This is a genomic window from Gordonia shandongensis DSM 45094, assembly GCF_000423025.1.
Classification (GTDB): domain Bacteria; phylum Actinomycetota; class Actinomycetes; order Mycobacteriales; family Mycobacteriaceae; genus Gordonia; species Gordonia shandongensis.
On sequence record NZ_KE383969.1, the window covers coordinates 47,303 to 71,735 of the forward strand.

Consider the following 24,433-nt stretch of genomic DNA (forward strand, 5'->3'; position numbering starts at 1 on the left):
GCCGGGACCGGCGGTCGGTCGGGCGACAGCGCACGCAGACCCCCATGAGACGACAGATCGCCCCGACCGCGGGGACGCGGTCGGGGCGATCTCGTCATCGAAGTCGGCTCAGCCGATCACTCGGTGGGAACGACCTTGCCGTCGACGGTCACCTCGACCTTGTCCTTGGCCGGGTCGAACGTGATCTTGCCGTTCTCGAAGGTCGACACCTTCATCGATCCCTCGTCGGTCTCGTCGCTGGTCGCAACGCCCAGCGGACCGGTGGATCCGCCCTTGCCGTCCTCATCGGGCTTCCCCGAATCGTCACGCTTGACGTTCCACGCGTCACGGATCTTGCCCCACGTGATGTACGCGGGCGCGTCATCGCTCTTCGCGGTGATCACGCCACCCTCGAACTGCTGGAAGACCACGCCGTTATCGCTCTTGCCCGCAGCGTCGTCGCCGGTCTTCACCTTGCCGAGATCGCTCTTCTGCTTCTCGGTGGCGGAGGTGTACTTCTTCGCGATGGCGCCGGTGAGAGTCACCTTCGAGCCGTCCGCGGCGGTCACCTCGGCCTTGTCGGCCGCGTCGCTGTCCGCCGACTCGCTCTCCGAGGCGCCGCCGGCGTCCTCCGACTGGCTCATCGACATCGAGGCGTCCGACGCCGTCGAATCGTCATTGCTGTTGTCGTCGCTGCAGCCGGCGATCACCGTCACGGTGAGAGCCGCCGCTGCCGCAGCGCCCGCAGTCCGTCGTACAACCTTCTTCATGAATTCCCCTCTCGAATTCTCGGGTGTACGGCTCCGCACCGGTGTGCGGAACCTTGACCACTGGGGACGATAGCAGGGACTAAAGACCCATGCTCATAGTTGGCAATTCAACCGCCCGCCGACCCGATAACACCCCCAGCAGCCACCAGAAACACCGCTGACCTGGCCTTATGTAATGAGGTGTCAATTATCGACGACGCATCTCCACGACCGCCACCGATCAATCCCGCGGCGGAGCAGACACGCCCGACGTCACTCGAGCGGAAGGGTGTTCGCGAACTCGAGGAGCTTCTCCTTATCGGCGTCATCGATGCGCATGACGATCACGACATCATCGTGGGTGTCCGGCCGCAGATACGCGATCCCCGTCTGTTCGACCACATATCCCGTGCCATACCGCCAGGTCACCGACTCGGCGCTCGGCTTCTTCGAGGCCTCACTCAACAACGCGTCGGCCGACTCCTTCGACGTCGCCAGCGTCACCTGCAACGCCACCGTCGGCGTGAAGCAGTGGACACGCCGCTCCACCAGCGGCTTGTCGCTGCCCCGATCACCGGCGCCCATCTCACCGCTGGTGCCCTGCACCAGGGAACGACACGAGATGTCATCGAAACCGGTCGTCGTCGGCGACTCCGGCAGAACCCGCGGGAACATGTCGACCAACCGCTGCACACCGGTGCCCCACCCGGCCTCGACCGTGAACTCGGCCGGCGCACTGTCGGACGACTCCGCACCGCCGTCCGCCGCACGCACACGGTACGAGTGCTTCCCGGTCCGTGCCGACCTGTCGACCGCCGATGTGTCGCTCCCCGTATAAACGACCACGTCGTCGTCGCGGACCAGCGTGTACTCGTCGGCTCCGGACACGGAGTTCCACACCGCCTTCACCGCCGTGCCCTCCATCGAGAGGGTGAGGCCGGACGGCGCGCTCGGCGCCGACGACTGAGTCATCGCCCGCACCGCGAACAGTGAGGCCACCAGAACGAGAGCGGCCCCGGCCGCGATGACCGCGAGGGTCCTGCCTTTGATGCCGTGACGAACGGCGTTCGGTGCACTCATCACAGGGGCAGCCTCTCCATGATCTCGCGAGCCTTCTTCTCATCGGTGGACTTCGGCACGGTCACCGACACATAGGTGTTGGTGTGCGGCCCCTCATCGGTCGACTGATAGGTGAAGATCGCCTTGGCGTCGCCGTTGGCAGTACCCACCCGGAGATGCCCCTCCGTGCCCCGGGTCGTGGTGTAGATGTCGCTCGTACTGCGATCGACCTCGCTGTACGACAGGTAGCGCGTCTGCAGCGGCGTCGTCCCCGCGTAGACGCCGACCGAGTACAGCTCCGTCCCGTTCTCGGACTTCTCGCAGATGATGGCCCGCGCGGCCGTCTCGTCACCCGCCGGGTACGCCCCCAGACCGCGGCACTCCAACGACTCGAAGGTGCTCGTGTTCACCGGGGTGGACGGGATGAGATCCGGGTACAGCTTCGCGATGTCGAGGAACTGTCCCCACGTCTGTGTCACGGTGAGGTCGGCGGCCGGCGAGAAGTCCGAGCCGTCGGAGCTGCCGCGTGCCGCCACCGAGTAGGTCCGCTCGCCGGGAGTCGGATCGGTCACGGTGTAGGAGGTCTCGGCCGTGGTCCCGACGACCCGGTCGTCCTCCTTGATCAGATACCTGTCGGCACCGTCCACGCCGTCCCACGACATCTCGACGCCCGCCGGCACCATCTGCACATCCGGTGCCGACGGGGTCCCCAGACCGGCGGCGGCGTTCCACGCGAACGCACCGCCCACACCGGCACCGAGTGCGACGATCACCGCGAGCGACGCCACCACCGGCACCTTCCGGTACCACGACACCGGGCCGGCCGCCATCGGCCCCGACGGCCCGCCGTGGAACTGCCGCGGTCCCGGCACCGGTGCACCCGGCGTGTTGGCGAACGCCGCTCCCGGAGCCGTGACGAACGGCCGCGGCGGCAGGGTGACGGTGCCGCCGGTGAACGCCGAGTACAGGGCGTTGGCGAACGCCATCGCCGTCGGCGGACGTCCCGCCGGGTCCTTCGACATCCCCGCGCGCAAGACGTCGTCGACCGCCGGCGGCAGCGACCGCACCCGCTCGGAGGCGCGCGGCGGCTCGGAGAACATGTGCGCCGTCATCAACCCCTGGATGCTGTCGGAGATGAACGGCGCACTGCCGGTGAGGAGTTCCAGCGCCGTCGCCGCCAACGAGTAGACGTCGCTGCGGCCGTCGACCGCGCGGCCGTCGATCTGCTCGGGAGAGCAGTACTTCATGGTCCCGATGGTGGTGCCGGTGCTGGTGAGCGCCGCCCCGGCGTCCCCCAACGCCTGCGCGATCCCGAAGTCGGTCACCTTGACGGCCTCGGGGCTCACCGGGTCGACACCGGGCGTGATGAGGATGTTGGCCGGCTTCACGTCGCGGTGCAGCACACCGTGCCGGTGCGCCACGTCGAGGCCGGCGGCGACGCCGTTGACGATCGCCACCACGAGCCGCGGATCCATGCCTCCCGGCGAGTTCTGCGACATGCGGGCCGCGTCGGTTCCGGGAACGAACTCCATCGCGATCCACAGTCCGTCGCCGACCACACCGCGGTCGTAGACCCGCACGAGGTTGGGGTGCGCCAGCGGCGCCATGAGGTCGGCCTCGCGCTCGAAGCGCTGGCGGACCACGGGGTCGGCACCGTGTGCCGATCGCAGTACCTTGATCGCATCGCTCCGCGGTAGACGGGGGTGCGCGGCCCGGTAGACCTCGCCCATCCCGCCGGCACCGAGTACCTGTTCGATGCGATAGCCCGCGATCTCGTCGCCGATCTGGAACATTCCTCCGCCGTTTCGCCAGGTGACTTGTGACCCGCCGAATGCTACCGGGACGGCTGTGCGCTCGAACAACTCGACTCCGCCCGCTGAATGACCGCTCCCCTGCCTCGGCACCCGCGCCCTCTGCCCTTCCCGCGTCACCCGATCGCGTCCGCGGCCGTTCCTGCAGCCGCGGGTGCGTCGCGGTGACGCGGGAACACCCGAGGAGCGGCCGAACGGGACGCGGTCGCCGAATCCGGCGCCGCAGAGGCGATTCGGACCTACCATCGGCCACCATGACCCCACGCTTCTCCGCTGACGAGCTCGACGACGCCTTCGCCCAGTTCCAACAGACCGTCGCCGAGGTGGCCGTCAGCAAGGACTGGGACCGCTGGGCCGACCAGTTCGCCGAGGACGCCACCTACATCGAGCACGCATACGGACGCTTCACGGGCCGCGAGGAGATCCGCGCCTGGATCAACAAGACGATGCACGCCTTCCCCGGCAGCCACATGGTGGAGTACCCGTCGCTGTGGCACGTCGTCGATCCGGCGACGAGCCGCGTGATCTGCGAAGTCGACAACCCGATGCGCGACCCCGGCGACGGCTCGGTCTTCACCGCGACGAACATCACCATCCTCACCTACGGCGGCGACGGCCTGTGGTCGTGCGAGGAAGACGTCTACAACCCGATGGAGTTCGGCCTGATGGCCCGGCGCTGGTGCGAGCGCGCCGCCGAACTCGGCACGCTCGACGACGCCGGCCGCCAGTGGATGGAGACCACCGGCGCGATGTTCGCGCGACGCAGGTGACACCGCCGGCGGTGCTCGTCATCGCCCCGAACGACGCCGCCGGACCGGCGCGATATAGTCACCACCGATCGTGCACAGCGCATACCCACGGGGAGGGGACCCAGAGGTGACATCCGGATTCGACGTTCCGATACTCACGTCGCCGCACGGACCCGCGCACGGACCGCAGGCGTCGGTGCTCGCGATGAGCGCACCGATCGCCGCGCGGCTCGGTCTGCACTGGAACAGTCCCGAGATACCCGGCGGCGGTGTCACCGTGACCGTCGAGGAGAAGCTGACGCTGGCACGCGAGTGGCAGATCAACAGTGCCGACTCCTGGCTGCACGCCACCGACCGGCTGATCCGCGGTGAGCGCATCCGATCCATGCCGGCCGAGACCGCCCTCGACATCCGGGACGAGGAACTCGAGAAGCGCGGCGACGCCTACTTGGATCTCGACGACTGGGTCGCCGCCGTCTACGCCCACGGCGAGCGTTCGGGGTGGACCGAGGAGGACACCGACCTGGTGGTGCGGTTGGCGGTGAAGTCGTACTACGTGGAGGAACAACTCGCCGGCGACGGTCTCCTGCCGGCCGGCGAGCGTCTCGTCACCCTGTTCGCCCACGACCTCGCCAGCGCCGCCTACCTCGTTCACGCGGGGGCACGGATGGGCGTCGCCGACCCGGCGACGGTCGCGCAGATGCTCGACGCGCTCGGCCACAACGCGTCGGGCATCACCAGCTATCCGACCTGGGCGTCGTTCGGCGCCGCATACGTCGCGGGGTCGTCGATCCTGTTCGGCGGCTACCCCACCGACTCCCATTACGGCGACCCGGCGCGCACCGTGCGCTCGTTGCTCTCGAGCCCGGTCAGCCCGTGGACCAACATCCCGTTCCCCGGCCGGAGCTGACCGTGGAGCGCCGCCACGTCGCACCCGCGCAGATCGCCCTGCCCGGGTCGGCGCAGCATCTGGGCGCCTACGCGTCGTCGACCGTCGTGGTGGACCCCGACGGCCCCCTGTACGACGAGGTCGCCCAGGCGCTCGCCCTCGGCGCCGCCGCACGCGTGGAGCGCCAGCAGGCATGGAACGCGCTGACCTTCGACGACGCGACACCGTATTCGGCTCGCGTCTTCCTCGCCCGACAGGGCGTCAACTGCACCGGCGACTGGGCCGCGGCGGTCGGCGACGCCCTGAACCCGGACGCCGGAGACATCGACCTGGTGCTCGGCTTCCGCGCCGAGATGATGCGCAGCGGCGAGACGGTCACCGTCGGACTGTGGCGCGACGCGATGCACCGTTGGCTGGCCGAAGACGGTCAGACGCCCGAGGCGCACGACGCCGTCGATCGCATCATCGGCGCCGTCGCCGACATCGACGAGGCGATCACCGAGACGGGGCTGCTGGCGCCGGGCATCAAGGTCCGCGACATCGTCGGGCATCGGATCTCGTGGGCGGTGACCGTCGCCCGATGGGGCGCGTACTCGGGCTACGGCGACTACGCCGCCGTCCGGCAGACGCTGCTCGCCGCCCGCGACGTCGCCGCCGGGCACTTCGTCGACTGGAACGAGTTCGCCGCGTCGGTCGTCGCCGGCGCCGCCCTGAACGACGACGACCCGCGCGCCGGCTTCGACGCCGCCCTGCCGCATGTGGCGACACTGCTGACCGCGCCCGACAGTCCGTGGCGGAACCTCGAGTTCCCGACCGGCACCGACTTCGCCCTCCGACCGTGAGGATCTGTTCCGTACCGAGGCAAGGACTGCACTGAATGGCTCTCTTCGACAGAATTCGCGACAGGGTCGGCTCGACGTCGGGTGACACCCCCGAGCAGATCGCCGCGGCCGTCGACCGCGACTACACCGATCACGTCCTGCCGGTGGATCCGGCGGGCACCCTGTACGGGCCGATCGCCCAGGGGCTGGCGCTGGCGGGGCCGATGGCCGCACCCAACGAGGTCCGGTGGAACTCCCTGACCGATCTCGGGAACTGGGGCCACGACCGACAGGCCGAGTACGCCCTGACCGAGGACTGGGGCATCTCCACCGAGGAGTACTGGATGGAGGTGTTGGGTGCGCTGCTCGACGGCAGGTACGGCGACAGCGTCGCCTACCACGCCGCGAAGGTGCGCACCGAGGCGAAGCGTCGACGCGATCTGAGCGTGCTCGACGACGCCGCCTGGGCGCAGGAGCTGTCGGCGGAGGCGCAGCGGCTCGAGGCGCCGCCGGAGTGGGCGCAGGCGCTGGTGGAGTCGATCGTCGACATCCGGACCGCCGAGAACACGCTGCGCCGGGCACGCCTGCTCGCCGCCGACGAGGAGGTGGAGGCGCTCGACGGCTACGACCTGGTCCGTGTCGGCAACGTGGCCAAGTGGGGTCTCGCGATGGGGTGGGGCGGACCGCACGTGGTCCGCAACGTCGCGCTCGCCGCCCGCGACAGCGTCCTGGTCAACCATTCGTCGTGGCGGTCGTACGCGTTGAGCGTCGCCGCCGGTCGGATCGTCACCTACCCCGACACCTTCGGCAGGCAGGTGGTCCAGACCATCGAGTGGGTTCGTCCGTTCATGGACTCGGCGCACTCGCCGTGGAACAACCTGCCGTTCCCGACCGAACCGGTCCTCGGCGACGATTGACGGTCGCCGCCGAACCTACGGTGACGTAACCCACCGCCGGAGTCTGTTAACGGCGGGGCCCGCGACACGCGATATACCGACTGCCGAATCCCTCCGTTTTCTCACCGCGCGCACCGCCGCGAGACTTGGGCAGAGTGTTGCGTGTGACGTAGCCTGGAGTGAATACGCATGTCGGACGCGCCTCAGCGGCGGCCCGACCGAGAGACTTGAGACGACCCACACCCGACCAGAGGACTACCGATGGCACGCCAACTCACACAACTCGAGCTCCTTCGGGAACTCGAGCCGATCGCCGAGGACAACGTCAACCGTCACCTCAAGATCGCGCGAGACTGGAACCCGCACGACTACGTGCCGTGGGACGACGGCCAGAACTTCGCGGCCCTCGGCGGCGTCGACTACGACCCGGAGCAGTCGCAGCTCGACGAGGTCGCCAAGGCCGCGATGATCACGAACCTCCTCACCGAGGACAACCTGCCCTCGTACCACCGCGTGATCGCCGAGAACTTCTCGATGGACTCCGCGTGGGGCCACTGGGTGGGCCGGTGGACCGCCGAGGAGAACCGTCACGGCATCGCGATGCGCGACTACCTGGTCGTCACCCGCGGCGTCGACCCGGTCGCCCTCGAAGAGGCGCGGATGATCCACATGACCAACGGTTACGACCCGATGCTGGCGGCCGCCGAGCGGGCCGCGGAGATGCAGGAGATGGGCGACGAGGTCGGCCTGCTGCACTCGGTGGCGTACGTGACCTTCCAGGAGCTCGCGACCCGCGTGAGCCACCGCAACACCGGTAAGGCGTGCAACGATCCGATCGCCGACCGGATGCTGCAGCGCATCGCGGCCGACGAGAACCTGCACATGATCTTCTACCGCAACATCTGCGGCGCCGGCATGGACCTGGCGCCCGATCAGACGCTGCGGGCGGTGACCGACATCGTCACCAACTTCGAGATGCCCGGCGCCGGCATGCCGAACTTCCGTCGCCACGGCGTCCTGATGGCCAAGCACGGCATCTACGACCTCCGCCAGCACCTCGAAGAGGTCGTGCAGCCGGTGCTGCGCAAGTGGAAGGTCTTCGACCGGGACGACTTCAGCCCCGAGGGCGAGAAGACCCGCGAGGAGTTGGCGGCCTTCCTCGATCAGCTCGACAAGGATGCGGGTCGTTTCGAGGAGATGCGCGACCGTGCGCTCGCCCGGGAGGCCGCGAAGCGAGAGAAGCAGGCATCCTGACCTCCACCACGTTGACCGCACCGGCGTCTTCGGATCCCTCCGAAGACGCCGGTGCCGTGTCGTCCGCACGGTCCGACTCGACGGGCGCACCCCTGCGCATCGGCTCCATCGAGCTCGGCAGCCCGGTGGTGCTCGCCCCGATGGCCGGCGTCACCAACGTCGCGTTCCGGGTGCTGTGTCGCGAACTCGAGATGGAGCGGACCGGCACCGTCTCGGGTCTGTACGTGTGCGAGATGGTGACCGCGCGAGCCCTCGTGGAACGCCATCCGGTGACGATGCACATGACGGCGTTCGACCCCAGCGAGACACCGCGGTCGATGCAGCTGTACACCGTCGACCCGGAGTACACGTACGAGGCCGCGAAGATGATCGTCGACGAGAACCTCGCCGACCACATCGACATGAACTTCGGCTGTCCCGTCCCCAAGGTGACCCGCAAGGGCGGCGGCTCGGCCATCCCGTACAAGCGTCGACTGTTCCGGCGGATCGTGGCCGCGGCCGTCAAGGCCACCGAGGGCACCGACATCCCGGTGACGGTGAAGTTCCGGATCGGCATCGACGACGAACACCACACGCACCTCGATGCGGGACGCATCGCCGCCGACGAGGGCGCGCAGGCCGTCGCACTGCATGCGCGGACCGCGTCGCAGCGCTATTCGGGCACCGCCGTGTGGGACGAGATCGCGCGCTTGAAGGAGCACGTGACGTCGGTCCCGGTCCTCGGCAACGGCGACATCTTCGAAGCCGACGACGCGGTGGAGATGATGCGGCAGACCGGCTGCGACGGCGTCGTCATCGGGCGCGGCTGCCTCGGCCGGCCGTGGCTGTTCGCCGAACTGTCGGCCCGCCTGCGGGGCGTGGCGGCGCCGACGGCGCCCGACCTCGGCGAGGTGGGACGCATCATGATCCGCCACGGCGAGCTCCTCGCCGCCCACCACGGCGAGGACAAGGGGATGCGGGAGATCCGCAAGCATGTGGCCTGGTATCTGCGCGGTTTCCCGGCCGGCTCCGGCCTGCGCTCGTCGCTGGCGCTGGTCAAGACGATGGACGACTTGCGCGAGCTGGTCGCATCGCTCCCCCGAGACGTCCCGTTCCCCGACGACGCGCACGGACCGCGCGGCCGTCAGGGATCGCCCGCGTCGGTCGCACTCCCCGAGGGGTGGCTCGACGATCCCGAGGAAGACATCGTGCCCGAGGGCGCGGAGATCATGCATTCCGGCGGATGACGGCGACTCCCGCGGCGGCCCTCGGCGAGTTCTCAGGTGGCGTCGGTAAAATGTGGCGAGCCTGTGCGCTCGGACCGCCCTTAGCGGTCGCCGTCCCGGCGGTGGGCACCCACCGGACACAGTAGAAAGAAGCACCGTGAGTTCAGATCGACCCGGCTCGCCCGAGCCCGGCGACGAGACGCCGCAGCAACCGCGGCGGTCCCGCCGCGCGGGACGGACGTCGGGCTCGTACGACTTCCGGACCCGCTTCGGCGACGCCACCGGGGAGACGCCCGCCGTCGGCTCCGACGACGATCGGGTCGCGCAGGAGCAGCGGCGCCGCGACGGACTCCGCGAACCGTCGGCGCGCGAGGGGTACGTGCGGCCGCGGGGACGGCTCACCGTCCGGCAGCTCATGGAGCAGATGGGCGTCGACGAGCCGCCTGCCGATCCGCCCGGTCGTCCCCGGCCGCCCGCTCGCCCGCCACACCCCGAACCTCCCCAGCCAGAACCGCTCCAGCCAGAACCGTCACCGCGCGTCGACGTCACCCAGGTGATTCCGCCGGTCGCCGACGCCCCCGCCGTCGACCTGTCCGATGAGACGACGGCCGCGAGGCTGTCGGCGGAGTCCCGCGCCCAGGGGCCCGTCGGTCCGCCCGCGTCTCCGGAGTCCGAGCAGTCGCCGTCTGCCGGGGCCCGGCACGGCGAACCCCGGCACGGCGAGCCCCGTACGCCCGAATCCCAGGGCCCTGATCCGCAGCGCCGTCGACACCCGCTGGAGCCGACGCCCGACCTCACCGAGGCCATCTCGCGGGTCCGCGGCCGCGAACCCCGCCAGATCAGCGAACCCCGCGGGCCCCGTGACGGTCGCAGCGGAGCGGCCACCACCAAGACCCGCCGGTACGCCACCAACTCCGGCCGCGTCCTGCTCGCGCTGGCCTGCCTGCTGTCGCTCGTCGGCACCGGCTACGTGTGGAAGCTGAACCGCGGCTGGAACGGTGCGTGGAACGTCATCAAGGCCCTCGACCCCGACAGCAAGGACGTCCGCAAGCCGCAGGACCAGGTCGGCGACGAGACGTACCTGATCGTCGGCACCGACTCGCGCGCAGGCAAGAACTCCCGCGTCGGCGCCGGCAGCGCCGACCTGGTGGAGGGCGCTCGCTCCGACACCGTGCTGCTGGTCAACATCCCCGCCGACCGCAGCCGCGTGGTCGCCGTCTCCTGGCCGCGCGACCTCGCCGTCGACCGCCCCGACTGCCAGGGCTGGGACAACAGTTCGGCCACCTATTCGGGTTCACTCCCGGCCGCCACCGGTGTGAAGCTCAACGGCGTGTACGCCGAGGGCGGACCGCAATGCCTGGTCAAGACGCTCACCGCGATGAGCGGCCTCGACATCAACCACTTCATCGCGATGGACTTCTCCGGATTCGAGAAGATCGTCCGCGCGGTCGGCGGCGTCGAGGTGTGCTCCACCGTCCCGCTGTACGACTACGAGCTCGGTCCGATCCTGCGCAAGGCCGGACGCAAGAAGCTCAACGGCCGGTTCGCCCTCAACTATGTGCGCGCCCGCCACGTGCAGAACGAGACGAACGGCGACTACGGCCGCATCAAGCGTCAGCAGTTGTTCATGTCGTCGCTGCTGCGGTCGACGCTCTCGAACGACGTCCTGTCGAACCCGTCGAAGCTCACCAAGATCGTCGAGACGTTCATCGAGTACAGCTACGTCGACCGGGTCGACACCGACTCCCTGATCCAGCTCGCCGAGTCGATGCAGGGCATGGACGCCGGCGCCGTCACCTTCCTCACCATCCCGACCAGCGGCACCACCACGGACGGCGAGAACAACGAGATCCCGCGCACCGACGACATCGACGCGATCTTCAACGCCATCATCGACGACGACCCGCTGCCCGGCGAGAAGAAGCCGCCGAAACCCAAGCGCACCAAGAGCAGTACCAAGGCCCCCGCACCGCAGGAGCTCACCGCGCAGAACGCCGCCAACCTCAGCGTCCGGGTCCTCAACGGCACCGGCGCGGACGGGCTGGCCGGCGAGACCCAGAGCGTTCTTCTGCACGAGGGCATCAGCGTGCCCGGCATCGCCGACTCGTCGGAGACGCGCACCGACACGATCGTCCGGTACGGCCCGGGTGAGAAGAACTCGGCGGCGACGGTGGCGGCGATGTTCCCCGGCGCCCGAATCCAGGAGGACCGGACGGTGAAGTACGGCGTCGAGGTGATCCTCGGCGACGACTTCGGCGGATCGTCGACCATCGCGTCGCCGCCCTCTCCGGGGTCCACGCTGACGGTCGACGAACTGCCCGCGCACTCCGACTCCAAACTGCCGAACGACCTGTCGGTGACGAACGCCGGCGACACCACCTGTTCATAGGGGCGGCACCCGCCGACTCGTCCGGTCACCGGGGCGTCAGACGGTGAGCCAAGTGTTCACGCCGACTTCATCGTCCGGGGAGCGGCCGCGAGAACGCCGAACGTAAGGTGGACGACATGCGTGAGGCATATCAGGAGCAGATGGCTGCGCTCAACAGGGTTCTCGGTGAGATGGTCGACGAGGTCGGCGCGGCGATGGCGCAGGCCACCGAGGCCCTCCTCGAGGGCGATCTGGAGTTGGCCGAACAGGTGATCTCCGACCACGACGGTGTCGCCGACAAGTCGGGCGAGGCCGAGGATCTCGCGTTCCAACTGCTGGCCCTGCAGGCCCCCGTCGCCGGCGACCTGCGCTCCATCGTCAGCGGGTTCCAGCTGGTCGCCGAGATCGACCGGATGGGCGCGCTGGCGTTGCACGTCGCGAAGGTCGCGCGCCGACGCCATCCGGCCAAGGTGTTGCCAGAAGAGGTGACCGGCTACTTCGCCGAGATGGGCCGCCTGGCCGTCGAGCTCGCCCACAACTCGCGGCGCGTCCTGGAGAATCAGAACTACCGCGACGCGCTGGCGCTCATGGGCGACGACGACGCGATGGACGATCTGCACCGTCACCTGTTCACGGTCATGATGGACCGCGAATGGAGTCACGGTGTGGCGGCCGCCGTCGACGTGACGCTGTTGGGCCGGTACTACGAACGGTTCGCCGACCACGCCGTGCTCATCGCCCGCCGCGTGGTCTTCCAGGCGACCGGCAAGACGCCCGAGCAGCTGCTCGAGGCCTCCTGAGTCGACCGAGACGGCATCGCGCCCCGCAGCGTTCACACGCTGCGGGGCGCGATCGTCTCACCCGCCGGTCAGCCGCCGTTGAACGCCCGCCGGTACGGGCGGCACGCCGAGCCGCGGAGGAATCCGCACTGCGCGGCGGCACCCGGCACCGACCCGCTGATCACCGGCAGCGTCACGAACGAGCCGGACAGGTCGATCGTGTCGGTGACCTTGCCGCCCGTCTGTCGAGTGGCGAACTGCCACGACGGGAGGTCGCCGCCCGGAGCCGAGACCAGCACCCGAATCCTCGTCCCCTTGCGGAAGCCGTGCATCACCGGGTCGAGCGGGATCGTGATGGTGTTGAAACCGGCGTCGAGGGGACGCTCCACGGTGAAGTCCGGTGCGCTGCCGTCGCCGCGGAAACTCGAGCGCAGCACGCCCGTGGCGACCGACGTCTCCTTGCCGGCGCGGTCGACCTCGGTCACCGTCACCTGCAGATCGGTGACCGGCGCGGTGCTCTTGACCCGCAGGGTCACCGAGCCGTTGCCGAGCATCACCCGATCGCGGGTCAGCGGCGCCGAGATGAACCCGAGTCCGCTGCGGCCCGGCGCCTGCTTCCAGTTGTACGGCGGGTTCGTGCCCCACGCGACGGCCGTGTCGGTCGACGCGTCCTTGAGCGTGTTGAGGGGACGGTTCGCCGGATTCGGGGCGAACGAGACCTCACCGTCCGATGCGGACGTCGCCAACCTGCCCTTCGCGCCGAGGTACATGCGTTCGGTGCTCGACGGCCACGCGTTCAGCGACCGCTGCCACGGTGACGACAGACCGCCGGGGCCCGCCGCGCCGGCACCGTTGTCGAACAGCGCCCACACCCGCGGGGTGGCCTTGGCGAACCGCTTCTTGGCGACCGCCACGTTCGGCGAGTTGCTGAACCGCATCGGCGGGATCAGCTGTCCCGGCGCACTGGTGGCGGCGGGGAACACCGCGGTGCCGAGCGGCTGCATCGTCGGCGGCGTGTGCGGCACCTGGTCGGCGACGAAGATCTGGAGGAACTCCGCCCAGCGCGACAGGATCTGCGGTCCGAGCGAGTCGAAGTGGTGGCCGTTGATGATGTTGGCCCACACGTTCGGATTGTGCTCGAGCTTCTTGAGCAGGTTCACCCAGCCGGGGCCGGTCTGCTCGTCCTGCGCGGCGCCGACGAGGAACACCGGGACGTCGATCTTCTCGGCCCAGTCGGGGATCGACCGCTCCTGGTACACCTGCGCGGCGCGCGTCGGGTTCTCCTCGATGAGCCCGAAGACGTCCTGGGTCTGCTTGCGCAGCTTCTGGTTGGCGGCACAGGTCTTGTCGCCGCTCTTGATACGGGCGCCGACCCACGGCTGGCCGCCGCGCGGTCCCGGCTGTGCGTCGTGGACGCGCTCGCGCAGCCACGAGTTGGCGAAGCCCTTGTTGTAGATGCCGCCGGGCAGACCCGTCGAGTACAGGTCGTCGGTGGTGCTCATCGGGGCGATGGCCGCCAGGTGCGGCGGCCGGGTGCCCGCGGTGAACATCTGGGAGATGCCGGAGAAGGAGATGCCGACCATGCCGACCTTTCCGCCCTTCACCCAGTTCTGCCGGGCGACGGTCTCGACGGCGTCGTAGCCGTCGAAGGCGGCCGCGTAGTCGAACAGCCCGAAGTCGCCGCCGCTGCAGCCGCTTCCCCGCATCTGCAGGCTGACGGTCGCGAAGCCGAGCATCTGCGGTGCCAGGGTGGCTCCGACGATCACCGACGATGCGGGCGCCTGCGGGTCGGGGACGCCGACCTTCTCGCCGATCGCACCGACCACGAGGTCGCCGGGGGCGGCGTTCTGGTAGCCGGAGTATTCGATGACCGTGGGGAACGGCCCGTCCGAGAGCTTCTTGCCGTAGGGCAGTCGGACGGTGGCGGCGAGCTCGGTGCCGTCGCGCATCGTGATGTAGTTGAGTCCCTCGTGCAGCCTCTGCCGGTACAGCGAGGGGTTCGGCGGCGGGGAGTCGGGTCCGGTGACGGTGACGTTCCGGCTCCGGACGCCGTCGCCGACGAACCGGTAGGTCCCCGGCGCGAGGCGTCGCACGATCAGCGACCCGAGCGAGTCGGCGACGCCCGATCCGGCGACGTTTCCGGCGCCGTCGACCAGCGTCAGCCGGGTGCCCGGTTTGGCGTCGGTCAGGTAGGCCTGGGTCACGCCGCCGCCGGCGTGGACGGCCTGCGCGGCGTGGGCCTGCGCGGCGACCACGCCGTCGGTCCCGACCGCGATGATGAGGGCCGCCGCGACGGCCGCGACCCTGGTGAACACTCGTCCTCGTCTCACAACACAACCCCGTGTCTCGTCGAGCGCGACGTCACGTCGGCTCCTGGCGTCCAGGCGATGCCTGCTCCGGCTGCTCCTGCTCGGCCACATACCGCAGCAGGAGGTCGACGGCACTGTCGGCGATCTGCTGAGCCCGGCTGCGATCACCGGTGCTCAGGTAGCAGAGCGTCATGCCGTCGGTCATGGCGACGGTCAGCGTCGCCAGATGGTCCACCGGCATCGTCCACGCGATGCCGCCCGAGTCCGCGGCGTGCACGAGCAGCCCCGAGACGAGTTCGTAGTATCCGCCGTACAGTTTCTGTGCCAGCGGCTGCAAACCCTCGGTGCGTTGCGCGTACAGCGCCAGTTCCACCAGCGCGTGCTCGCGGTCGGAGTGTTCCACCAGGTCGTCCACGAACGCGGTGAAGGCGTCGGTCAAGACGTCGGCGATGCTCACCTGGGAGGTGGTGAACATCGCTGATGCTTGACGGAGCCATCCGTCCATGGCGGCCAGTTCTTGAGCGATCCCGTATTCGACGACGGCGGCGAGCAGGTCGTCTCGGGAGTCGAAGGCGTAGAAGAGGCTGGACTGCCCCACGCCGGCCTCGTCGGCGATTCTCCGGGTGGTCGCGGCTTCGACACCGCTGCGCGCGATGACGCGCATCGTGGCGCTGATCGCCGCGTCGCGTCGTTCCTGCACAGTCAGCCGGGCCATGTCACTCCGAAGTTGATCAGTCGATCAAGTCTGTGGTGACTCTAACCACACTCTCAGGAAATGACAACCCGCAGCACAGGAATGCCGCGGCGGATCAGCCGAAACGGCCCGAGATGTAATCCTCGGTCTGCGAACACTCCGGGTTCGAGAACACGTCGGCCGTGTCGCCGATCTCGACCAGTTCACCCGGCCGCCCGGCCCCCGACAGGTTGAAGAACGCGGTCCGATCACTCACCCGCGCCGCCTGCTGCATGTTGTGCGTGACGATGACGATCGTGTACGTGCTCTTCAGCTCGGCCACCAGATCCTCGATCGCCAGCGTCGAGATCGGATCGAGTGCCGAACACGGCTCATCCATCAGCAACACCTGCGGCGAGACCGCGATCGCCCGAGCGATGCACAGCCGCTGCTGCTGCCCGCCCGACAGGCCGCCGCCCGGCTTGTCGAGACGATCCTTGACCTCGTTCCACAGATTGGCGCCCCGCAGGCTCGTCTCGGCGACCTCGTCGAGACGAGCCTTGTCGCGGACGCCCGCGAGCTTGAGACCGGCCACCACGTTGTCGCGGATCGACATGGTCGGAAACGGATTCGGCCGCTGGAACACCATGCCGACCGTCGTACGGACCCCCACCGGATCGACGCCCGCGCCGTACAGGTCGATGTCGTCGAGCATCACCGACCCCGTCGCATACGCACCCGGCGTCACCTCGTGCATGCGGTTGAGGGTCCGCAGCACCGTCGACTTCCCACACCCCGACGGTCCGATGAACGCCGTCACCGACTTCGGCGCGATCCTCAGCGACACGTCCTTCACGGCGTGGAAATCGCCGTAGTAGATGTTCAGATCGGTCGTTGTCAGGCTCTTGGCCATCTCAGCTCTTTCCGTTCATGGTCCCGGTGAAACGCGCGAGCACCCGTGAGAGGCCGTAGACGATCGCGACCGCGATCACCAGCGTCAACGCCGCACCCCACACGGTCTCGAATCCACTCGGACCCTTGTTGTATTCCTGCAGCATCATCAGCGGCAGGGACTGCTGATTCCCCTCGAAGGGGTTGACGTTCATCGCGCGCGTGGAACCGACGAGGATCAACACCGGCGCCGACTCCCCCATCACCCTGGCTATCGCCAGCATGATCCCGGTGATGATGCCCGACAGGGCCGTCGGCAGCACGATCCGCAGAATCGTCTTCCACTTCGGCACGCCCAGCGCCAGGGACGCCTCGCGCAGTTCGGCGGGAACCACCTTCAGCATCTCCTCGGTGGCCCGCACCACCAGCGGAATCATCAGCAGGACCAGCGCCAGCGCGACCGCGAAACCCGACCGCGGAAGATCGAGCGTGGTGCGCCACACCGCGTACACGAACAGCGCGGCCACGATCGACGGCACCCCCGACAGCACGTCGACCATGAAGGTCGTGACCCGCACCAGTCGTGCGCGCCAGGTCCCCGGCTCCGCATCGGCCGCGTACTCCACCAGATACACCGCGACGAGGACGCCGAGCGGCACGGCGACGACCGCCGCGATCGCCGTCTGCACCAGGGTGCCGATGATCGCGTTCGCCGCACCCCCGTAACGCTCCGACTGCGTCCACCACTCGATGTCGAGGACCGGACCGATACCCCGCTCCACCAGGGTGAACACCAGCCAGGCGAGGGGGATCACGGCGAGGGCCACCGCCCCGGTCACCAGCACACGAACCGTGACGTCGGTGGCGCGGCGCCGCATCGACAGTCCGGACAGCCCCACCGGAGCCGGGCGGTTCAATCGCATGGTCATGAGCGAGCCCTCCTCGCGATGACACCGCGGGCCGCCGCATTCACCAGGAACGTCAGCGCGAACAGCACCAGGCCCGCGGAGATGTAGGCGCCGGTCTTGATCGGCGAATCGAACTCGGCGGCATTGTTGGCGATCACCGTCGCGAACGTCTGCCCGCTCTCCATGAGGTTGAAGTCGATCGGCCCGGCCGTCGAGATGATCAGCAGCAAGGCCATCGTCTCGCCGAGCGCCCGGCCGAGGCCCAGCATCGACCCGCTGATGTACCCGGAGAACCCGAACGGCAGCACCGCGGTCCGCACGACCTCCCAGCGGGTCGCGCCGAGCGCGAGCGCGGCCTCGCGGTGACCGTGCGGAGTCTGCGCGAACACCTCCCGCGTCACCGCGGTGATCACCGGAAGGATCATCACCGCCAACACGATCCCGGCGGTGAGCAGCGTGCCGCCCGTCGACATGTTGGCGACGTTCTCCGGCATCCCGAACAACGGCAGGAACCCCAGATTGTCGACCATCCACTGGTTCATCGGCACCAGCGCCGGACCCAGGACGAGGATGCCCCACAGGCCGTAGACGATCGACGGGACCGCCGCCAGCAGGTCGACGACGGCCGCGATCGGACCGGCGAGCCTCCGCGGCGCGTACTCGGTGACGAACACCGCGATGCCCAGGGCGACGGGCATCGCGATCAACAACGCGATCACCGACACCAGGACCGTCGCATAGAACTGCTGCGGGATCCCGAACTCGACGGCGTCACCCGACACCACCCACGAACCCTGGAACGTGAAGAAGTTCGCCGAGTTCTTCGCCAACGCCGGAATCGCCTGCAGCAGCAGGAAGACGGCGATCAGACCGATGACGATCGAGACCAGCAGCCCCGATCCCGTCGACAGCGACGTCAGCACCCGGTCGCCGAGACGGCGGGGAGCCGAACCGCGCGGCTCACCCGCCCCGTCCGGGCCGCCGGACGGCCGGGACTCCGGCCGCTTCGGCGCCGACGGCTCCCGGTCGGGGTCGGCGATCGTGCTCACGGAGACGTCCGGCGCCGGCAGGGGAGTGTCGGGCGCCGTCACAGCGCGTCGATCGTTCCGCGGAGAGTCTTGGTGAACTCAGCGGGCAGCGGCACGTACCCCAGCGATTCGAGGTCGTCCTGCCCCTTGTCGAGGATCGTCGAGAAGGCCGCCTTCAACGTCTCCGACACCGCCGAGTCGTCGTACCCCGTGGAGCACACGATCTCGTACGTGGTCAGCAGCAGCGGGTAGGCGCCCGCCTCCTTCATCGCGTACAGGGCGTCGGTGTCGACGACCAGATCACGCTGACCGGGCTTGGTGAAGGTCACCGAGTCGAGCGCCTTGCCGGCCGTCTTCGCCGTCAGCTCCGTCGCGCCCGCACCGAAATCGACCTTCGCGACACCGAGATCGTTCTCGGTCGCGAAGCCCCACTCCACATAGGTGATGGCGCCCTGCGTCTTCTTCACGGTGTCGCCGACGCCCGTCGACTTCGCCGCGCCCGAGCCGCCGGTGCCCGCCCACTCCTTGGAGTGCGGGTACGGCCAGTCGCCGGGCGCCGCCGTCCCCAGGTAGCGGGTGAAGTTGTCGGTGGTGCCCGAACTGTCGCTCCGGTGCACCGGGACGATCGCCGTCGACGGCAGCGAGACCCCCGGGTTGAGCGCCTTGATCGCGGCGTCGTCCCAGCGCGTGATCTTCGAGTCGAAGATCTTCGCGAGAGTCGACGCGTCGAGCGTCAGATCGTCGACGCCCGGCACGTTGAACGCCACCGCCACCGGACCGGCGACCAACGGCAGATGCCAGGCGTCGTTGCCGCCGCACCGCGCCTTGGCCTTCGCGACCTCGTCATCCTTGAGGGGCGAGTCCGAGCCCGCGAAATCGACGTCGCCGCTCAGGAACTTCTTGATGCCGTCACCCGACCCCGAACCGGTGTAGTCGAGGACCGCGCCGTCGTTGTCGGTGAGCACGGTGGCGAACTGCTCCATCGCCTTCTGCTGCGCGGTGGAGCCTTCACCGGTGATGGTTCCGGACGCGGAGTCCGAACCGCAGGCGGTGAGGGCCAGGGACGCGGCGGCGACGGTCGCCAGCGCGACGGAGGACCTGCGGACGAGCTTCGGGGACACGCTCATGAGGGTGGGATGCCTTTCCATCTGTACGGCTGTCGAGGCGAAGCTATCGACGCCCGGTTAGGACGGAGAGGCCGGCGAGTGACGCGCGGGAGAACAGTGCGGGCCGTCAGGTGAACGTCCGGTGACCGACCGGACGGAGCTCAGGCGCGGCGGTAGGCGATGTCGGCGGTGTATCGGGTGAAGCCGAGCCCGGTGTAGGTGTTCAAGGCCGCCGCGTTGTCGCCCTCCACGTACAGCTCCACCTCGTCGAGCCCGCCGAGACCCGCCAGATGATGCAGCCCCGCGAGCGTCAGCAACGCGCCGAGGCCGCGCCCCTGCGCAGCCGAATCCACACCGACCACGTACACCTCGCCGAGCGCCGGAGCATCCACCTGCGCGGGATGCACCTTGGTCCAGTGGAAACCCAACAGCGTCTCCGGGGCCGCGGCGTCGAACGCGAGGAACAGGCCGGCCGGGTCGAACCACGACGACGCCGTCCGCTCATCGACATCGGCCTGCGTCCACCCGCCCTGCTCCGGATGCCAGGAGAAGGCGTCGTTGTTGACCCGCAGGATCTCGGCGTCGTCCGCCGGACCCGCATAGGTCCGCAGGATCACGTCGTCGCGCTCCGTGAGATCGGGCAGCGGCTCGGCCGTCGGCCGCCGCAACTGCAGCAGTTCGCGGGCGCGCACCAGGTCGAGCCGGGCGGCCACCGCCGCGGCGGCCGGCAGATCGCCGTGCGCCCACACGCGCGGCCCCTGAGAACCGGGCACGTCGGCGGCGGCGGTGAGGGCGGCGTCGACCAACGCCCTCCCCTCGCCGCGGCCCCGATGGTCGGGGTCGACGACGGCCTCCACCATGGCGGCACCGCCGTCGCGGGCGGCCACCACGTTCGCGTAACCGTGCTCGGTGAACACGTGCCGGTCGGCGCCGCCGGCGACGGCCAGGAGCGCCTGCTCGGCCAGCGGGGCGACCCCGTCGACCCGTTCGGCGCGCGCACACAGTTCGCGGACGGCGGTGATGTCGGCCTCGCTCAACGGGCCGCGGACGATGCGGGGGCTCTGATCAGTCATCGAGCCCCACTGTATCCATCTCGGCATCCATCTCGGCCGCATCGGCGTCCGGAATGTCCGCCGCCGGATCGCGGTCGGCGCGTTTGGCCGGCCGGACCGCCTTGTAACCGACGTTGCGCACCGTCCCGATCAACGACTCGTGGTCGCTGCCCAACTTCGCTCTGAGCCGCCGCACATGGACGTCGACGGTCCGCGTGCCGCCGAAATAGTCGTAACCCCACACCTCGTGCAGCAGCTGAGCGCGCGTGAACACTCGGCCGGCGTTCTGCGCCAAGAACTTCAAGAGCTCGAACTCCTTGTAGGTGAGATCGATCGGCCGCCCGCGCAACCGCGCGGTGTACGTCGACTCGTCGATCACCAGCTCCCCGAGAATCACCTGATCCGGCTCGTCATCGCCGGCGGCCCGCGTCCGCGTCGCGATCAACCGCACCCGCGCATCCAGTTCCGCCGGCCCCGTCCCCGGCAGGACGAAGTCGTCGACACCCCAGTCGGCGTGCACCGCCACCAGGCCGCCCTCGGTGACGACCGCCATCACGCGGGTCCCCTCCACGTCGCTGACCAGCCGACACAGTGCACGACCGGCCGCGAGGTCGAGCCGGGCGTCCACCACGACGATCTCCGCATCACCCAACCGCACCAGCGACGCGGTCGTCGCCGGCAGCAGGTCGACACGATGCGGCAGCAGGGCCAGAGAGGCCAGGACGGCGTCCGGCGACCGCTCATCGGTCAAGAGCAACAGATCCACACACCACTCCGATCTCGTCGTGGTCTTGGGCTGTCAATCGACGCTGGTCGCAGCACACGGTTATCGAATGACAGAATAACGCCGATGCCCGATCCCGTTGACCCCGCCCCGCGCCGCGCCGCGCGCCCCGCGTCCCGCCGCGCACTGCGCGCCGCCGCGTGGTTCGGCGTGATCGTCGTCGTCGCCGCCGTGGCGACCCTCATCGTCAACGATGTCGCCGGATCGCGAGCAGAGCACCGGCTGGCGCGCGCCGTGCAGGCGTCGCCGCACGTCCGATTCGAACCCGAAGTGCTGCTGGGCGGGTTCCCGTTCCTCACCCGGATGTCCGACGGCGAGTTCTCGTCGGTGCTCGTCAGCGCCCGCGGCGTCCGCCAGGACGGCTGCGGCGACCGCGGTGAGTGCACCGTGACGGTCGACGGCCGCCTCGAGGACGCCCGCACCGGCCCCACCGCCGACATCGGCCCCCGCACACCGCTGACCGGGACGTCGCTGACCGCCGAGACGCGTATCGACTCACCGAACCTCGGTCGGCTGATGAACATCGTCGACCTCTACGTCAACACGCCCGCACCCGAGGACGAGCCCGGCGGCGGAGGCCCCGGCGACGGGCTGCTCGAACGCACGGACGGGATCATGCTGAGCGGCACCGTCCCGCTGCCCGGCTCCCCCGACCGGGACGGCCGATTCCCGCCGTCGGCGGCCGAATACCGCCACCCCAAGGTCAAGGTCAGCGTCAGCGCCCGCGTCCGCGTGGTCGACGGCCGCGTCCGGATCCAGGCCTACGACCTCTACGACGGCCCCGAGGAGCACTACTCCGACGACGTCCCCGAGGAATTTCGCTCAGCTGTATTAAAACGGTTCTCGACCACCCTTCCCGAGCTTCCGATGGCCTGGGGGGTACCCCCGAAAAGCGCCCTGAGCAGGGGAAGCGACCTCATCGTCACGGGACGCGACGGAGCCCGCGAGGTGCGGCCCGACGAGTACCTCTCGTCATGGCCCGAGCACTGACGAAAACCGGTTGTAGTGTCTGGTTCATGCAACGAAGCCGTGAGCCGATGCTCACCCGCCGACTGGCGATCGACCTGTGTCGAATCGTCGACGGTTGCTGTCACTGACCGATGATCGCCCACGTCGGCGGCCCGCTGCGCGCCGGCCGTCGTCCCGGTCCGATCATCGGATCCCACCCCAGGTCCGCCGCCGGGTCCCTCCCGGTTCCGGCGGCTCGTGAAAGGAAACACCCATGGCACGCTCCGACGTCCTGGTCAGCGCCGACTGGGCTGAGCAGAACCTCACCACCGACTCCGTGGTCTTCGTCGAGGTCGACGAGGACACCTCGATCTACGACACCAACCACCTGCCGGGTGCCATCCGCCTCGACTGGCGCAAGGACCTGCAGGACTCGCCCCGCCGCGACTTCCTCAACGCCGAGGACTTCTCCAAGCTCCTTAGCGAGCGCGGCGTCGCGAACGACGACACCGTCGTCCTCTACGGCGGCAACAACAACTGGTTCGCCGCGTACGCGTACTGGTACTTCAAGATCTACGGGCACAAGGACGTCCGCCTGCTCGACGGTGGACGCAAGAAGTGGGAGCTCGACGGCCGCCCGCTGTCGTCCGACCCGGTGAACCGCCCGGCGACCGAGTACGTCGCCCAGGCGCCCGACAACTCGATCCGCGCCTTCCGCGACCAGGTGATCGACGCCATCGGCACCGTCAACATCGTCGACGTGCGCAGCCCCGACGAGTTCACCGGCAAGATCTCCGCCCCGGCGCACCTGCCGCAGGAGCAGGCGCAGCAGCGCGGCCACGTCCCGGGGGCGATCAACATCCCGTGGTCGAAGGCCGCGAACGAGGACGGCACGTTCAAGTCCGACGAGGAGCTCACCGCGCTCTACGCCGAGCAGGGATTCGACGACTCCCGCGACACGATCGCCTACTGCCGCATCGGCGAGCGTTCGAGCCACACCTGGTTCGTGCTGCAGGAGATCCTGGGCAAGAAGAACGTCAAGAACTACGACGGCAGCTGGGTCGAGTACGGCTCGCTGGTCGGCGCTCCGATCGAGCTCTGACCCGTCACCCGAGTCATCTGAGAGGAATACAGACATGTGTGGTGCACCCAAACAGGGGCAGACCCTTCCCGCCGGCGTCGACGCCGAGAAGGAGACCGTCCTGACCGGGCAGGTCCTCGACGGCTCCGGTGACCCCGTCGCCGGCGCGTTCGTGCGGCTGCTCGACGGGACCGGCGAGTTCACCGCCGAGGTGGTGGCGTCGGCGACCGGCGACTTCCGCTTCTTCGCCGCCCCGGGCAACTGGACGCTGCGCGCACTGAGCTCGCAGGGCAACGGCCAGACCGAGATCGCCCCGGAGGGCCCCGGCGTCCACGTCCACGACGTGACCGTCACCCGGTAGGACGTCCCATCCGATGAGAGGTCCTGTTCGGTAGGAGTATTCGGCAGGAGTCCTTCGTTTTCCAGAGGAGCCCCGGACCGCATGTGAGCGGGCCGGGGTTCTTCGCATCCGTCCGGGCTCGCGTCGGCCGCACCGCGCCGCGCGGTCGTAGGCTGGAATGGCGAGTCGATGAAGGGAGCACCATGTCCATCAGCTTGGCCGAGGTCTTGACCGTCGAGCACCGCGCGATCGACGCCGGGATCGAGAAGTTCGTCGCGACGCCGCCCGGGGCGTCGGTCGCCGAGTGGGCCGCGCCGCTGACCGACGCGATGACGGCCCTGCGCCGGCACATCTACCTCGAGGAGGAGTTGGTGTTCCCACAGCTGAGCACGGGCCCGCTGATGATGCCGATCATGGTGATGCTGCGCGAGCACGGCGACATGTGGCGCACCATGGCGTCGCTCGACGCGGCACTGGCCGCCGACGACGTCGACGTCGAGCCCCAGCGCGGCGAGGTGATCTCGGCGTGCACGGCGATGCTCGCCCTGTTGGAGGCGCACAACAGCAAGGAGGAGCCGGTGATCTACCCGCACCTCGACGCCGATCTCGACGAGGACGCCCAGGCGTTCCTCCGCGACTTCCTCGACGGCGGCACGATGCCCGACGGTTGGGAGTGCGCGAAAGCCGCCGCCTGACCCAGCCCTCCCGCGTCACCCAGCCCTCCCGCGTCACTCAGCCCTCCCGCGTCACCCAG

General features: G+C 69.2%; 23 protein-coding genes. 12 read left to right on the top strand and 11 right to left on the bottom strand.

Annotation, left to right across the window (positions count from 1 at the left end; all coding sequences use genetic code 11):
• Positions 1 to 116: 116 nt before the first annotated feature.
• From G528_RS0114715 to G528_RS0114725, 3 genes are all read right to left on the bottom strand, one after another.
• Positions 117 to 749: an LGFP repeat-containing protein gene (locus tag G528_RS0114715; RefSeq protein WP_026919617.1), complete on the bottom strand. Its 633-nt coding sequence runs from the start codon at positions 747 to 749 to the stop codon at positions 117 to 119.
• Positions 750 to 1,001: 252 nt separating this feature from the next.
• Positions 1,002 to 1,808: a hypothetical protein gene (locus tag G528_RS0114720; protein WP_026919618.1), complete on the bottom strand. Its 807-nt coding sequence runs from the start codon at positions 1,806 to 1,808 to the stop codon at positions 1,002 to 1,004.
• A complete protein-coding gene (locus G528_RS0114725) occupies positions 1,808 to 3,580 on the bottom strand; it encodes a serine/threonine-protein kinase (RefSeq protein WP_026919619.1) in 1,773 nt (590 codons plus the stop codon). The genes G528_RS0114720 and G528_RS0114725 overlap by 1 nt, the downstream gene beginning before the upstream one ends.
• A gap of 272 nt (positions 3,581 to 3,852) precedes the next feature.
• Here G528_RS0114725 and G528_RS0114730 point away from each other — a divergent pair, with 272 nt between their 5' ends.
• From G528_RS0114730 to phoU, 8 genes are all read left to right on the top strand, one after another.
• Positions 3,853 to 4,368: a nuclear transport factor 2 family protein gene (locus G528_RS0114730; RefSeq protein WP_026919620.1), complete on the top strand. Its 516-nt coding sequence runs from the start codon at positions 3,853 to 3,855 to the stop codon at positions 4,366 to 4,368.
• A gap of 106 nt (positions 4,369 to 4,474) precedes the next feature.
• On the top strand, positions 4,475 to 5,257 hold the full coding sequence (locus G528_RS0114735) for a DUF1266 domain-containing protein (protein ID WP_026919621.1): 783 nt from the start codon (positions 4,475 to 4,477) through the stop codon (positions 5,255 to 5,257).
• On the top strand, positions 5,224 to 6,078 hold the full coding sequence (locus G528_RS0114740) for a DUF1266 domain-containing protein (RefSeq protein WP_026919622.1): 855 nt from the start codon (positions 5,224 to 5,226) through the stop codon (positions 6,076 to 6,078). The genes G528_RS0114735 and G528_RS0114740 overlap by 34 nt, the downstream gene beginning before the upstream one ends.
• Positions 6,079 to 6,113: 35 nt before the next feature.
• A complete protein-coding gene (locus G528_RS0114745; protein WP_026919623.1) occupies positions 6,114 to 6,974 on the top strand; it encodes a DUF1266 domain-containing protein in 861 nt (286 codons plus the stop codon).
• 240 nt (positions 6,975 to 7,214) lie between these two features.
• Entirely contained in the window at positions 7,215 to 8,207 is a 993-nt protein-coding gene (locus tag G528_RS0114750) for an acyl-ACP desaturase (protein ID WP_026919624.1), read from the top strand.
• 56 nt (positions 8,208 to 8,263) lie between these two features.
• Entirely contained in the window at positions 8,264 to 9,433 is a 1,170-nt protein-coding gene (dusB, locus tag G528_RS0114755; protein WP_211220640.1) for a tRNA dihydrouridine synthase DusB, read from the top strand.
• Positions 9,434 to 9,569: 136 nt separating this feature from the next.
• Positions 9,570 to 11,801 carry an LCP family protein gene (locus tag G528_RS0114760; RefSeq protein ID WP_026919626.1) on the top strand — a complete coding sequence of 744 codons (2,232 nt, stop codon included), beginning with the start codon at positions 9,570 to 9,572 and terminating at the stop codon, positions 11,799 to 11,801.
• A 116-nt stretch (positions 11,802 to 11,917) separates the two neighbouring features.
• Positions 11,918 to 12,580: a phosphate signaling complex protein PhoU gene (gene phoU / locus G528_RS0114765; protein ID WP_026919627.1), complete on the top strand. Its 663-nt coding sequence runs from the start codon at positions 11,918 to 11,920 to the stop codon at positions 12,578 to 12,580.
• A gap of 68 nt (positions 12,581 to 12,648) precedes the next feature.
• Here phoU and G528_RS0114770 read toward each other — a convergent pair whose 3' ends face one another.
• From G528_RS0114770 to G528_RS0114805, 8 genes are all read right to left on the bottom strand, one after another.
• Positions 12,649 to 14,874, bottom strand: a complete 2,226-nt coding sequence (locus G528_RS0114770; RefSeq protein WP_026919628.1) for a CocE/NonD family hydrolase — start codon at positions 14,872 to 14,874, stop codon at positions 12,649 to 12,651.
• Positions 14,875 to 14,920: 46 nt separating this feature from the next.
• On the bottom strand, positions 14,921 to 15,583 hold the full coding sequence (locus G528_RS0114775; protein WP_035720247.1) for a TetR/AcrR family transcriptional regulator: 663 nt from the start codon (positions 15,581 to 15,583) through the stop codon (positions 14,921 to 14,923).
• Positions 15,584 to 15,677: 94 nt separating this feature from the next.
• Positions 15,678 to 16,454 carry a phosphate ABC transporter ATP-binding protein PstB gene (gene pstB, locus G528_RS0114780; RefSeq protein ID WP_026919630.1) on the bottom strand — a complete coding sequence of 259 codons (777 nt, stop codon included), beginning with the start codon at positions 16,452 to 16,454 and terminating at the stop codon, positions 15,678 to 15,680.
• Position 16,455: 1 nt separating this feature from the next.
• Positions 16,456 to 17,361: a phosphate ABC transporter permease PstA gene (gene pstA, locus G528_RS0114785; protein ID WP_035720249.1), complete on the bottom strand. Its 906-nt coding sequence runs from the start codon at positions 17,359 to 17,361 to the stop codon at positions 16,456 to 16,458.
• Positions 17,358 to 18,389 (bottom strand): phosphate ABC transporter permease subunit PstC, encoded by a 1,032-nt coding sequence (pstC, locus tag G528_RS0114790; RefSeq protein ID WP_026919632.1) that lies wholly within the window; start codon positions 18,387 to 18,389, stop codon positions 17,358 to 17,360. The genes pstA and pstC overlap by 4 nt, the downstream gene beginning before the upstream one ends.
• Before the next feature lie 38 nt (positions 18,390 to 18,427).
• Positions 18,428 to 19,495 (bottom strand): phosphate ABC transporter substrate-binding protein PstS, encoded by a 1,068-nt coding sequence (pstS, locus tag G528_RS0114795; RefSeq protein WP_026919633.1) that lies wholly within the window; start codon positions 19,493 to 19,495, stop codon positions 18,428 to 18,430.
• Between the two features lie 140 nt (positions 19,496 to 19,635).
• Entirely contained in the window at positions 19,636 to 20,547 is a 912-nt protein-coding gene (mshD, locus tag G528_RS0114800) for a mycothiol synthase (protein WP_026919634.1), read from the bottom strand.
• The gene (locus tag G528_RS0114805) at positions 20,540 to 21,292 is read right to left on the bottom strand and encodes a winged helix-turn-helix transcriptional regulator (protein ID WP_026919635.1); all 753 of its coding nucleotides are present in this window, start codon (positions 21,290 to 21,292) and stop codon (positions 20,540 to 20,542) included. Before G528_RS0114805 ends, mshD begins: the two co-directional genes overlap by 8 nt.
• 84 nt (positions 21,293 to 21,376) lie before the next feature.
• Between G528_RS0114805 and G528_RS0114810 the strand changes: the two genes are divergently transcribed.
• The 4 genes from G528_RS0114810 to G528_RS0114825 all read left to right on the top strand — a co-directional run bounded on the left by G528_RS0114810 (position 21,377) and on the right by G528_RS0114825 (position 24,374).
• The gene (locus G528_RS0114810) at positions 21,377 to 22,300 is read left to right on the top strand and encodes an LmeA family phospholipid-binding protein (RefSeq protein WP_026919636.1); all 924 of its coding nucleotides are present in this window, start codon (positions 21,377 to 21,379) and stop codon (positions 22,298 to 22,300) included.
• 232 nt (positions 22,301 to 22,532) lie between these two features.
• Positions 22,533 to 23,360 carry a sulfurtransferase gene (locus G528_RS0114815; protein WP_026919637.1) on the top strand — a complete coding sequence of 276 codons (828 nt, stop codon included), beginning with the start codon at positions 22,533 to 22,535 and terminating at the stop codon, positions 23,358 to 23,360.
• 34 nt (positions 23,361 to 23,394) lie between these two features.
• Positions 23,395 to 23,700, top strand: coding sequence for a DUF1416 domain-containing protein (locus G528_RS0114820; protein WP_026919638.1), 306 nt, complete (start codon positions 23,395 to 23,397; stop codon positions 23,698 to 23,700).
• 182 nt (positions 23,701 to 23,882) lie between these two features.
• Entirely contained in the window at positions 23,883 to 24,374 is a 492-nt protein-coding gene (locus tag G528_RS0114825; RefSeq protein ID WP_026919639.1) for a hemerythrin domain-containing protein, read from the top strand.
• Positions 24,375 to 24,433: the final 59 nt, after the last annotated feature.

Bases quoted from the DNA above. Each gene is read 5' to 3' on its own strand.
- G528_RS0114775 (WP_035720247.1), bottom strand. From the start codon at position 15,583: ATGGCCCGGCTGACTGTGCAGGAACGACGCGACGCGGCGATCAGCGCC.
- G528_RS0114720 (WP_026919618.1), bottom strand. From the start codon at position 1,808: ATGAGTGCACCGAACGCCGTTCGTCACGGCATCAAAGGCAGGACCCTC.
- mshD (WP_026919634.1), bottom strand. From the start codon at position 20,547: ATGACTGATCAGAGCCCCCGCATCGTCCGCGGCCCGTTGAGCGAGGCC.
- G528_RS0114810 (WP_026919636.1), top strand. From the start codon at position 21,377: ATGCCCGATCCCGTTGACCCCGCCCCGCGCCGCGCCGCGCGCCCCGCG.
- G528_RS0114750 (WP_026919624.1), top strand. From the start codon at position 7,215: ATGGCACGCCAACTCACACAACTCGAGCTCCTTCGGGAACTCGAGCCG.
- G528_RS0114820 (WP_026919638.1), top strand. From the start codon at position 23,395: ATGTGTGGTGCACCCAAACAGGGGCAGACCCTTCCCGCCGGCGTCGAC.
- G528_RS0114730 (WP_026919620.1), top strand. From the start codon at position 3,853: ATGACCCCACGCTTCTCCGCTGACGAGCTCGACGACGCCTTCGCCCAG.
- pstS (WP_026919633.1), bottom strand. From the start codon at position 19,495: ATGAGCGTGTCCCCGAAGCTCGTCCGCAGGTCCTCCGTCGCGCTGGCG.
- G528_RS0114815 (WP_026919637.1), top strand. From the start codon at position 22,533: ATGGCACGCTCCGACGTCCTGGTCAGCGCCGACTGGGCTGAGCAGAAC.
- G528_RS0114745 (WP_026919623.1), top strand. From the start codon at position 6,114: ATGGCTCTCTTCGACAGAATTCGCGACAGGGTCGGCTCGACGTCGGGT.
- pstB (WP_026919630.1), bottom strand. From the start codon at position 16,454: ATGGCCAAGAGCCTGACAACGACCGATCTGAACATCTACTACGGCGAT.
- pstA (WP_035720249.1), bottom strand. From the start codon at position 17,361: ATGACCATGCGATTGAACCGCCCGGCTCCGGTGGGGCTGTCCGGACTG.
- G528_RS0114715 (WP_026919617.1), bottom strand. From the start codon at position 749: ATGAAGAAGGTTGTACGACGGACTGCGGGCGCTGCGGCAGCGGCGGCT.
- G528_RS0114725 (WP_026919619.1), bottom strand. From the start codon at position 3,580: ATGTTCCAGATCGGCGACGAGATCGCGGGCTATCGCATCGAACAGGTA.
- G528_RS0114825 (WP_026919639.1), top strand. From the start codon at position 23,883: ATGTCCATCAGCTTGGCCGAGGTCTTGACCGTCGAGCACCGCGCGATC.
- phoU (WP_026919627.1), top strand. From the start codon at position 11,918: ATGCGTGAGGCATATCAGGAGCAGATGGCTGCGCTCAACAGGGTTCTC.